General features: G+C 40.8%; 2 protein-coding genes. Both read left to right on the top strand.

Going from position 1 to position 12,912, the window contains the following annotated elements:
* The first annotated feature begins 2 nt into the window (after positions 1-2).
* Positions 3-1,319, top strand: coding sequence for a hypothetical protein (locus tag N6H18_RS16775; protein WP_262309439.1), 1,317 nt, complete (start codon positions 3-5; stop codon positions 1,317-1,319).
* 184 nt (positions 1,320-1,503) lie between these two features.
* Complete coding sequence (locus N6H18_RS16770) at positions 1,504-12,780, top strand: Ig-like domain-containing protein (RefSeq protein WP_262309438.1); 11,277 nt, start codon at positions 1,504-1,506, stop codon at positions 12,778-12,780.
* Positions 12,781-12,912 lie beyond the last annotated feature (132 nt).

Genomic DNA, 12,912 nt, shown 5'->3' with positions numbered 1-12,912 from the left:
GGATGAAAAATATAATGCTTTTCTGTGTTTTGATCTTGACTTTTGGATGCATAGATGACCATCCTAGCAGTCTGGATCAATCAGCTAGGTTTATCAAATATTTTGGTACTACTGGCAATGAAGGAGTAGTAGACATGGTAGAAACCATGTCTGGGGAGATTCTAATTTTGGGATATACCAATACGCCCAATGGTGACAATGACTTTTATATAGTCAAAACGGATTCTGCTGGTAATGGGATCTGGCAGGAGTCTTACAATTATGATGATGGAATAGACGGCAATTCTGCCAGCCAAGACATACCTGCATCTGCTCGTTTATTCAACAATGATCAAAATCTCTTGGCAATTGGTACAAGCAATATTTCTGATACTTTGAGGATTTTCTTGTTAAACATCGATGTTGCAACTGGACAGGCCATAGAGTCATTTGCGTATCAGTATTATGATGATAGGATTCAAAATGTAGCCATAGACAACATAGGTGCTAAATCGACCAGTGGAGCCGATATTTTATACAATGAAGCCAATGATGAATTCATTATTTTGGGGAGTGTAGAGACATGGAGTAAAGATCTTTATCTCAGTGATCCACAAAGTATACTTTTGATGAGTGTGGATGCCAAGACTTTTGCACCCAAATGGCATGATTTGACAGGCCTTCGAAGTGAAGATGCTGGCGTAAAGCTGATAGAAGACAATGGTAGATACTTCTATATTTCAACAGTGACCATTCCAGTAGGTAATCCGACTGGTTATGGCAATAAGGATGTGTTTGTTGTAGAGTTTAATCCATCGAGTGGTGTTGCCATCAACAGTGGCTACTACGGTACTGCGGGTGCGGATGTACCCAACAACATCGTTTCATTCAATAATTTTCTGTTTGTGACAGGAACTTCTGGTGATGTTCAATCCGAGCAAGCTTTCTTTCTAAGAGTCCCCAAAAGCTTGCCAGAAGAAAACATAGATTTTGTGAACATTGACGTCACTAATGGTGACTTTAATTTTACTGCTACTGGTACACAGGGATTGGACTTGGTAAGATTAAACAATGGTGATGTGTACATAGCAGGGCAAATCAATGGATTCAGGACTGAAGATGGTGAATTCAAAGAAAACGAAATTGGTATTTTTAGAGTGGATGCCTTTGGAAGTCTAGATTTAGACAATTTTAGAGTGTATGGTAGCGAAGACAATGACAAAGCAGATGCTATAATATTGAGGGCTGATGGGACGTTAGTCATTGGTGCGACAGTCGACTTTGGATCGACATCCATGATGTCATTACTGAAGACTAATGTTTGGGGAGAGTTTAAGTAAAATGTGAGGAGGGACACAATTCGATAATTGTGTTGTATAGGGATGAAAAATATTTAAGAATGAACAGTACGATGAAGTATTTGAATGGTAAATCAAAATTAACCACCAAACCATACCGTATGAGGGATACCTCACACAAAGGTCAAATTTGTTTATATTCTGTTGCATGCTAAAGGTCGTTTATATGAGAAATTCTACTAACAAAAAAAGATTTAATATATTATTCGTACTGGTCGCATTCCTGACTTTGGGTGGAATACAGGCATGGGCTCAACCAACTGTATTGAGCGTAACAGCTACCTCTACAACTACCATAGATATAACTTTTGATCAGGATGTAGTATTTACATCGTCGTCTGTGGATTTTGCAACGGGCATTTCTGGGACAGGTTTGGATGTGTCAGGTGCTGACGCAACAGTTAGTAATGATGTTATTACAGTGACTTTAAGTATTGCTTTATCAGGTACTGACTTTGAGATCACGGATGCTTCATTTACCATAGCTGACAATACCGTGGAAGATGTTGCAACGAGTATGCCTATTATAGGTTTCGTTGGACAAAACCTCACTGATGGTCAAGCACCGGTATTACAGAGTGCTACAGCGATCAGCAATACAGAGATTGCCTTACAATACAGTGAAGACATTGATGGAGTGAGTCTTGATCATGATGATGGTATTGCAATCAGTGGAGGAGTGACAGTCACAGGCATCGCGTTAGATACAGATAATTCTGTGGTGATCGTGACTGTAGATGATTTGGGAGGTACTGATTATACAGGAACTTTGGATATCACCTTGGATGCAGGAGATGTCATAGAGGATGTGAATGGCAACAGTGCAGCAGATGCATCAGGTTTTGCGATCTCAGATGGTCAAGCACCAGTATTACAGAGTGCTACAGCGATCAGCAATACAGAGATTGCCTTACAATACAGTGAAGACATTGATGGAGTGAGTCTTGATCATGATGATGGCATGGTTATCAGTGGAGGAGTGGCAGTCACAAGCATCGCTTTGGATACAGATAATTCTGTGGTGATAGTGACTGTAGATGATTTGGGTGGCACGGACTATACAGGAACTTTGGATATCACCTTGGATGCAGGAGATGTCATAGAGGATGCGAATGGCAACAGTGCAGCAGATGCATCAGGTTTTGCGATCTCAGATGGTCAAGCACCGGTATTACAGAGTGCTACAGCGATCAGCAATACAGAGATTGCCTTACAATACAGTGAAGACATTGATGGAGTGAGTCTTGGTCATGATGATGGTATTGTAATCAGTGGAGGAGTGGCAGTCACAAGCATCGCTTTAGATACAGATAATTCTATGGTGATCGTGACTGTAGATGATTTGGGAGGTACAGATTATACAGGAACTTTGGATATCACCTTGGATGCAGGAGATGTCATAGAGGATGCGAATGGCAACAGTGCAGCAGATGCATTAGGTTTTGCGATCTCAGATGGTCAAGCTCCTATTATGGTAGGAAATATTTTGGCTATTGATAATTCATACATCGATATAGAATTTAGTGAACCAGTATATGCCTCAGGTGGAGGAGCTTTGGCTGCTGCTATTGGAACAGAGTTTACCTTTGATTTCAATGCCAACGGAGGGGGAGCTTCGAATGTAACAGTTGGAAGTATAACCAAAACTGGAGGAGGAGCATTGGCTGGAGGTGAAACCACGATTCGATTCAATTTGAACGTGACAGGTACTCCAGATGGGAGTGAAGACATAAGTATAACCGTGTTGAGTGCAGCAGTAGTAAAAGATGCATCTGATGTCTTTATGTCTGCAGGTCAGATGATTGGTCCCATTAATTTAACTCCTGATGAAAGTTTTATTGTTAAAAATGGCACGAATAATACGATTTCATCTATTCAGAATACTGATCCTGGTACTACCTCAGATGCCATTGTGTTTTCGTTTAGTATTACGAATCCAGTTGTAGGAGGGAGCAGTCAAGATTTTCGATTTACAGGAATGACGTTTACTCCTGGGGCAGACAACGATTTTGCTTGGGATGATGTAATTGCGGGAGCAAGATTGGAATATGATGGAGACCCTACCAATGACTTTATTGTCCAAACGACAATTGGAGCAAGCAGTATTGTCTTTACAGGTATTGACAATGGCAATGGCAATTGGGGAGATATTGATGCAGGAGGTTCTACAAAAACTTACAATTTAAAAATATGGTTGAAATCTACCGTTGCTGATCCTGAAACGCTGGATGATGCCTCTTTAAAATTGCAGTTTGAATTGTCTGGAGACAATATAGTATTTACTAGTTCATCCACTTTGGATAATAATTCTACTGCATCTTCAGATCAGATAGACGTAGAGGTGGTAGGTACTAAGCTCATTTTTGATGCAAGTGACGATCCTACTGGAGGTAGTTTTGAACTGACAGATTTCATCACAGCTACAATTATTGCTGTAGATGCGAATAATAACTACGACGTAGATGAAACCTCGTCTATTTCAGTGGTTCATACTACTGGTTCTGGTACGTTTACAGGAACATCTTCTGCATCCATGACCAATGGAGAAGTAACATTCTCTGACCTCAATATTGACTCACCTGGTACTGGCAATGTACTTACTTTCTCAGGAGTAGGATTTACCGATGTGGTGGCAAACAACATTACCATATTAGATACCGATCCTCCAATAGTAAATACCCTCTCTCCATTAAATAATGCTACCGCGGTATCACTCAATGGCACTTTGACGGTTACTTTCAATGAAAATATTCAGGCTGGTTCAGGTTCGATTACGATAGTGGAGCAATCTGTACCACCTAACAATACGGTGATCAATATTACCAATACCTCTATGGTTAATATTTCGGGCACGACACTTACCATTACACCACCTGCGTTTAATTCATCTTCTTCTTACTATGTGGTGATACCAAACGGGGTGATTACAGATACCAATGGAAATGCTTTTGCTGGGATTGTAACCAACAATGGTTGGGCCTTTAGTACTGCCGATGAAATAGCGTTGACTAGTGTGAGCAAGTTGAGTGCAACTGAATTGATATTGACTTTTAATAGGAATATTAACCTAGTAGGTTCAGAAGAAACTGACTTTTTGGTGAAAGATACAAAGGGTGCAGGAAGTGATTTTGTATCAAGCGCGCTTGCGACTCATGCAGCCAGTCAAGTAAAATTAACAGTTGCTGATTTGAGTGCTGCCGTGGGAGATCTTAGTTTATCTTTTGTCAAATCTACAACAGAAATACAAGACCAAGCAAATGCGGCTAATTTTTTGGGGGATTTTAGTTCATACATTATTGATACTGATCAGATAGCACCAAGTATGCTCAGTGCGGTAGTGAGTAGCGATACAGATATTACTATTTCTTTTGATGACATTGTTCAAGTTGCGGGGTTGAATCCAACTGATTTTACTGTTGTGGATGGAGAAGGATCCTACCCAGTGACAGCTGTATCTGATGGCACAGCTTATGACGCAGATATAGTGATCTCTATGAGTGGAGGAGGCTTGAGTAGTGGAATTAGCAATTTGACTATATCCTATAACAATGCCCATAATGAAGTCATGGACTATGGAAATAATCCAGCACCAAGTGCCTCCTTGGTGATTGATACTTTTGCTCCTAAGTTTGATATAGAAACAGCTAGTGCAGAAGATGCAACGATTAAGTTGACTTTCAACACAGACGAAACAGGAGATATATACTATGTAATTGTTGCTGATGGATCGACTGCACCCACCGCAGCAGAAGTGAAATTACAACAGGCATCTGGTGGAGGAGCTCCATTGGCCTCTGGTACAATAGATGTCTCCAGTATAACGACTGACTACACGAGGACAGCCATTCTTAGTCCTAATACAGTTTATGATGTCTATTATATAGTGGAAGACAAAGTATTATTCAACCAGTCAGCAGTTGCCAGTTTCAACAATGTCACCACTGGTGGTGTCACAGTTACCACAGCTTTGTGGACAGACTTGTGTTTAGACGGAGTAGCCGAGGCTGGAAATGCTGGATTTACCGACGTAGTGATTGCCGAAGGTATTGCCAATGATATCAAAGCAGGAACGGCAGTCAACTATCTGATTAAGTTGCCCACCAATTTTGAATTTAATGAATTGGTTGGAGCGATAGATGTGAATGGTTCAACAGAAATAACAGGGTATAGTGTGAGTTATCCTGCTGCTAATTTGCTTCAAATAGAATATACAGCCTCTGCAGCTTCTTTACTTGAGTTGAATACAATCACTATCACAGGGTTAGAGATAAGAGCAAAAAATACTGTGACTACTTCTGTAAACTTTACACGATTTGGAGGAACTGCTAATATTTTTGGAGCCAATATAGGAAATCCTGCATTTGTATTGGGAACTGTTTCAAGCAAGGCAAGACCTGCTGCTCCCACGATTAATCTGGCAGGCACAGGAGATGTGACCAACGATCAATTTAGAATTGACCCAAATGGTACTTTTGACTTAACAGCGTCTGGCACTGGAGGGACTTTTGATTGGACTTATTTGAATGGTTCAGCGGCACAGTCTGGTAGTACCGCAACTGTGGATGAAACAGGCTGGGTTGCAGGTACATTCCCAAACAATTTTTCAGCTTCGACATTTGGCCTATATACTGTCCAAGTAACTGAAACTGTCGATGGCTGTGTGAGTGATATTTCCGATGTTGATATTGCAGTTTTTGGTATTAGTTTGAATCCAAATACCACGGCTTTTACCGATGATGATAATGTAGGGACTGTGATTACTATGGATTTTCCAAGTGCGGGTCATAGTGGTGATTTCAATGGGTCTGGGTTAGTTTCTGAAAACATTAACGCGGCTACTAACTCTGCCAGTGTGAGATTCAAGCCTAGTGCTGTAGGAGATGTTGATTCCCCATACAACATCACCTATACCTTGACTAGAAATTTTGATGCCAAGCAATTTCTGATCTCTCAACTTTTGTATGTGTCTGATGCGGATGAGAATTTATTTACTAATACCGTTGAGCAGTACTTCTGCGAATCCACAGTCAGTGTAAACATGGATGTGGATGCAAATCCAAGTAATGAGCCTGCAAACGTGTGGTTTTATGAGTTGGAAGCTTTCATGTCTGATGGTGGAGGTGGTTATACAGAATTAGTTGGCGCTGGTGATCCTTTGACAGCTCCAGGAGGTGGATCAGTTCCAATCACAGCCGATTGGCCTACGGATGGATGGAACTTCAACCCCTCTGTGAGTGGACCAGGAAATTTTAGAATTGTTAGATTTTTTGCTCCTAATGGTGCTTTTTCTCCTGAAGGTGTAAAGAATCCTTTGGGTAATGTGGACATCACCGTTTATGATCTTCCTGTTTTGGAGATTGAAAACAAACTTGCTAATGATTTTTGTGTTGATGATGCAGGTGTGGCTTTAAAGGCCGATATCAAACATGGGGTCAATACAACTACCGATATTACCTTTACGCAATACCGAATCGTCAAAGAGACAACTCCAGGTTCGAAAAATTTTAACACTGCCAATTATGTGACTATTCCCTCTGGAAGCTTAGATTTTTCAGCGATTGCTGACGGTTCTTTGGGGGCATCTCTTGCGCTATCAGGCCTAGGTTCTAGTTATCAAATAGAAGTTGCTTCAATTGAAGCGCAGGATCCAGGAGTGAATTCTAGTAACCTGAGTTGCACCAATACTGCAACGGCAATTTTCACCTTACATCAAGTACCGAACAAACCTGTTTTAGACATGGCTACCATGGGAGTAGGTTATGATCAAGGGACTAATGATTATGTAGTAGAATATTGTGACTTAGACAATCCGGTAGATTTTGTAGTGTCGGGTCAAGATGCCACGACCAAGGTTATTTGGTATGAAGATGATGGTTTTGGCGGGTTAGGAACACTCATTCATGAAGAAGTCACTTCTTCCACCACGGTTTATGAACTTTTTGGAACCATTAATCCAGCAGTAGGTTCACATACTTTTTATTTTACTCAGGTTCATTATACTGATCTTACAGGTTTTACAGGTTGTGAGAGTGATTTCTCTACACTCACCGTTGAGATATACCCCACACCAAGTGATCCAGTAGTGGATGTCAGTGCAGTAGGTGCTGATGTGGTTGGGGGTGTATATACTTTTGAATATTGCCAAGGAGCTATTGATGATATTGTGATTTCCTCGCCATCTACACAAATAGGTGAAGAGTTTTATGATTGGTATGATAGTGATGGTATCTCGATTATTGATGGGTTTGGCGTAGGAGACCTTGATGCCAATGGTGTTGGTGACGGGCTTGGAGAAGGTTTGATCAGCTCAATTGGTAATGTGTCAATTACTGGGAGTGAATTTTTTGGTCATTTTGGTGAAGATCCAAATAGTCCAACATCTGGGACTTATACCCTATATGTTGCGAAAAGAGAAAATAGAAATCTTAATGGAGTCTTTGATGGTTGCTCTAGTATGTTAAAGCAAATCAACGTGGTGATATATCCGATTCCTGCTGCTCCTACATTGACAGATGCTTTGTCTGATATCAATGTTTGCTCTGGAGAATTGAATCTCAATACAAGAATCGCACCTACCGATCCGATATTAACCCCTCATGCTAGTTTGGTTAGATACTCTTGGTATGATGCGAGCACTGGAGGCAGTGCGATTGCAAGTGCAGATGGTACGGATGTCACTTATGCGGATGTGGTACCTAGTTTAACTGCTGAGACTGGAAGTACACCTACCAATGGAGGTAGCGGATATTATGAATTGTCGAGCACCTATCATGCTATGGCATATTTGTCTCAAACGACTAATTATTTAGGGTCAAGTAAGTTGACAACTGATTTTGCTGGATGTGAAAGTCCTACACGTTCCTTGGTGGATATTACAATGTATCCATTAGCATCCGCGCCTGTAGTCAAAGGTCCATCTGACAATGGTGCGTACACTGGAGGAATTGATGAAGTTCTCAATTTTGAAGCTGGTGCATTGTCTGCTACCAATACTTTTACCGCATCTACCACTTTTGTGCCTGATGTCACCTTTGAACAGAATTTTAATTGGTTTATTTCCAATGATTTGGGAGCTAAATTTGGTCAGATAGCGATAGCATACAGTAGAGATGCTTCAGCACAGGCCAATGAATTGGGGCTAACAGGAATACCTACGGATGTTAATAGTTATTTTCTGATCAATCAGACGACTTTCATAGAGACCAGTGGTGATTTTGTGGGTTGTCAAAGTGACTATGCCAAACTACAGGTCAATACTTGGGACGAACCCTCAACCCCGACCGAATTCAACAACAGAACTGAAATATATTACTGTTTTGAAGATGCAGTGCAAGCAATACGAGTAAAAAATAACGCATCGGACGATGGTGAACCTAACTTGAAATTTGTTTGGTACAGATCCGAAGCAGATGCAGTGGCTAGAACCAACCCACTCACTAGTACTAATATGACTGGTTTGGAAGGGGAATACATCAATCCAGTAGATTTGATAACTGATGAGACTCGTACTGATGGTGGAACCAACTTGAGTGGAACTCCAGAGGTTGGAGAATATACTTTCTATGTAGCAGTTAATAAGGACTCTGGCACTTCAGGTAGTGATCAGAATTTTATTGGAGCTGAGAGTACTCCTGTAAGAATCACTATTTCAGTCAGATCAGTGCCAAGTACTCCTATCCTGGTGAACAATGCCCCTACAATATGTGAAGGAGCGACAATACCTTCTTTTCAGGTCTTGAATTCTGCAGGACAGAGATTTACTTGGATATACGATGCGAATGACAATGATATAATCGATGATACCCCTCAGGTGAATGAAGCTTTTGCTTCTAGCTATACTCCGCTAAACACCACAGATGGCGTGTACACATATTTTGTATCACAGTTGACTGATAAAAACATTGGAGGATCTACGTTCGCGGGATGTGAGAGTGAGTACTTGAGTTTTGATTTCACGGTTAACAACATACCAGTAAAACCAATTGTGACAGGTAACAGTGGTGATAATACCTATTTATATTGTGCCAATGAGACGATAACGACCTTAGATATTGGCAATATGTCAGATTACAATGCAGGTGTCACGTTTCAATGGTTTACAAATGCTGGATTGAGTAGTCAGATTTTTAGTTCACAAAGCATCGATGGATCACAAATTTTGGCCAACAATCACCCATCATTTCCAACAGTTTCTTCGGCCACAGATATTGATCTTAAATACTATGCGATTGCAATCGAAGGAGGATGTAAGAGTAGTCAGTTTGACAATACCCTAGCAGCCGATGTTACGTTGAGTATCAATCCTCTGCCAAATATTACGATCAACCTCCCAAATATTGAGACAGGGACTAGAAGTGCTGCGGGTGAATATTGTGTGAGCAGAGACGAAGTGATACTGACAGGCTATATTGGTGTGACTCCGGTTAATTCAGGAACATACACAGTTAGTTCTGGAATGACTGCTATCAATGATTATGGTGATGGAACTGGTGGGTTTCTGCCAAGTATAGCACATTACTTGACAGATGACAATGGAATAGTTGGTACAGAAGAAGGTGGAGATCCTACTGTACATACGGTTACTCTTACTTATACAGATGCAAGTAGCAGTTGTTCCAACAGTGTTTCTAAGGAGGTTAAAGTAAACCCATTAGCTCAATTGGCTTTGGTTAGTAATGAAATTGGTTTTACAGACCTTGCATTTCCTGAATTTGTAATTTGTGAGTCTTATGATGATTTTGTGATAGAAGCCACCGCAGATGTAGTAGGTGATGATGGTAAATATTATATCAATGGAGTCAATCTCCCTGTAACTTCAGGTACAATCAACAAAGCTACATTTGATCCATTAAGATGGGGCTCGCAAGAAGTAGGTCAAGACATCAAAACACTTTCAGGTGGCGGTTTCAATGCCGACTATACGGTTAGGTTTGAATACAAGGATCAGCGAGGATGTAGCAATTCGGTTGAAAAGGTGATCACGCTTTATGATCAACCAGAGGTAAATTTTGATGTCGAGGGTGGTTGTGTGGATCCAAATGTAAAGTTTAGTGCATTTGTTGAGACTGGTTCAGGTTATAATGAGTCGGATCTGAGCTACTTGTGGAACTGGAAAAGTGCGAATGGGGGAGATGTCCCACTCTATAATATAGACGGAACCATGGAGGTCAACAATCTAAGAGAACTGACTAAGAAGTTAGAAATCACGGGCTCTAGTTTTGAAGAAATTTTCACAGCAAACCTTTATGCCACTCATACTTTTTCTACATCTAGCCCTCAGAATGAATGTACATCCTTGTTGGTAGATGAAATTACTTCTAAGGAAGTTGAAGTTCTCATTAGTCCTAGTGTTGCTTTTGTTTGGGACTCTGTGACGGTCAATCAAGAAACTAGTTTCTTTGTCAATGAATTGCTTCTAGAGAGTAATAGAATAGCTCGTATCGGGATGAATTTTGATTACCTCACAGATACAGTTTGGTATTCTGTCCCTAGTTCGATATTGGCCGACGAGGATTTTGAACCTATTTATTATACCTACAACAGCGTAGGAAAACATAAAGTGTCCGTCACCTTGTCTACCGAAAACAATTGTAAAAGTAGTTTGCAGCGTGATGTCAATATTCTTCCTTTGATCGAGGTAACACCAGATCAGCCCTATTTCCAAGCTTTTGAGCAAGGAAGCTTTGAGCCAGACAATGATGGTTGGTATATCGAAACACTCAAGGATGATGCAATCAATATCATTGACGAAACAGGTAGTATGGCACTAAGAATGTCGAGCTGGGTTTGGAGTGCCACTGATTTTTCGACCATTATTGCCAGTGATCCAGAAAAACCAACTTCAGGTCTATATGGGTGGTCTACTTTGAACCAAAATGGAAATAATAGGTATCTCGGCGGAGAAGATTCTTGGTTGTACAGTCCAGCGTTTGATTTGTCAGGATTAGAAAAACCAATGGTTTCTTTCAACGTGCTGTACAATTTTGAAGATGCCAAGGACGGAGTTGTGTTTCAGTATTCAATTGATAATGGACAGTCTTGGAAGGCACTCGGAAGCAACGAAGGTGGAGTCAATGGCATCAAGTCTGGCCTAGAATGGTACAATTGGGATAACGTAGGTGCTGATCCAGGTAATCAGCAGGAGACTCAAAATGACAATACACTGACTTCTGTAGGATGGTCTGGAGCTGGTGATCAATTGACTTGGGCATCAGCACGACATAGCTTGAATGTAATCCCAGGAGATAGAAAGCATGTGCAGTTTAGGTTTGCAATTGCATCTACGGCTGAGACTTCTACACCTAAGCCTTTTGGGTTTGCCTTTGATGACTTTGTGATCCAAGAAAGATCAAAGAATGTACTTGTAGAGCAGTTCTATAGCATAGCTGATGGAGCCACAGCAACCAATGCTGCTACCCAATTGCTCGATACTAACATTCAATCCTTGTTGCAAGCTTCTGGTTTGATAGATGATCAACTGACTATTACCTATCATATTAGTATCGATGATGAATTCAAGGATCCCTTCAATGCCTTAAACAAGTCAGATCCAGCCGCTAGGCGCAGCTGGTACAATGTAGACAATGTGAGTTCATTTATAGATGGTGACGAGGGTACCGCTACACCTACAGCATCTAATCCTTTGACGTGGACAGAAATTGATTTGACATTGAGTTCTTTGGAAGACCCTGGTTTCTTGATCGAGGTGATACCAGACCCAAGCGCCACAGAGGGGCAGATCAAAGGTGCCGTCAAGTTTACTATCAACAAACCTGAAGGTTTAGCTGCGGGAGAAGAATTGGTTGCTTATGTAGCCATTATCGAACAGGAGGTTGCTCAGTCAATTGGAGGGATAGATTTTCATAAGAATGTGCTAAGGAAGATGTTGCCAGATGCTTCAGGTAAGTACATTAAGTTGGCCAATGATGTAGCAAATGGAGAATCACTGGCTTTGGGTTCTACGACTGATGCCGATGGAGATGTGACAACACTAAATGTACAGTGGGATATTGCCAACATAGCTGATGATAATCAATTGGCAGCAGTTTTATTCATCCAAAATAGACAAACCAAGGAAATTTATCAGGCCAAAATTTTGCGAGCAGGAGGTGCTTCCAGTGAATCTGCGTTCATTTCTAGTAAGGCAACGGTTGCTAACAATATCTTGGATGTAGAGGATGATGTGAATTCTATTGTGGATTTTAAGATGTATCCTAATCCTTCGGATCAATTGGTAACTATTCAGTTTGATACAGTGATGCCAGAAGGTATCCAATGGGTGATATATGATCAAACAGGCAGAGTATTTGAGAATGGACAGATGTCTGCTGGATTGGATAAGTTTCAATTATCTACACATAACTATCCGTCGGGAGTGTACTATGTTTCCTTAAAGGGAGCTCAATATAAATTTGACTACAAGAAATTGATGATTCATCACTAAGGAGAATTTAAGTCTACTAACCAAAAGCCCTGACAATGAAAAGGTAGTAGTGTTTGGGAGAAACCAATTGCCTTTGGGTGCGTGCGTTATAAAATAGCCGCTTAGTTTTAATATAAAGAAAGCAGTTTTTTT

It is taken from the genome of Reichenbachiella agarivorans (genome assembly GCF_025502585.1).
Taxonomy (GTDB): Bacteria; Bacteroidota; Bacteroidia; order Cytophagales; family Cyclobacteriaceae; genus Reichenbachiella; species Reichenbachiella agarivorans.
Note: the sequence above shows the minus strand (reverse complement) of the source record. Positions and strands in the feature narration are given on the sequence as shown.

Bases quoted from the DNA above. Each gene is read 5' to 3' on its own strand.
- N6H18_RS16775 (WP_262309439.1), top strand. From the start codon at position 3: ATGAAAAATATAATGCTTTTCTGTGTTTTGATCTTGACTTTTGGATGC.
- N6H18_RS16770 (WP_262309438.1), top strand. From the start codon at position 1,504: ATGAGAAATTCTACTAACAAAAAAAGATTTAATATATTATTCGTACTG.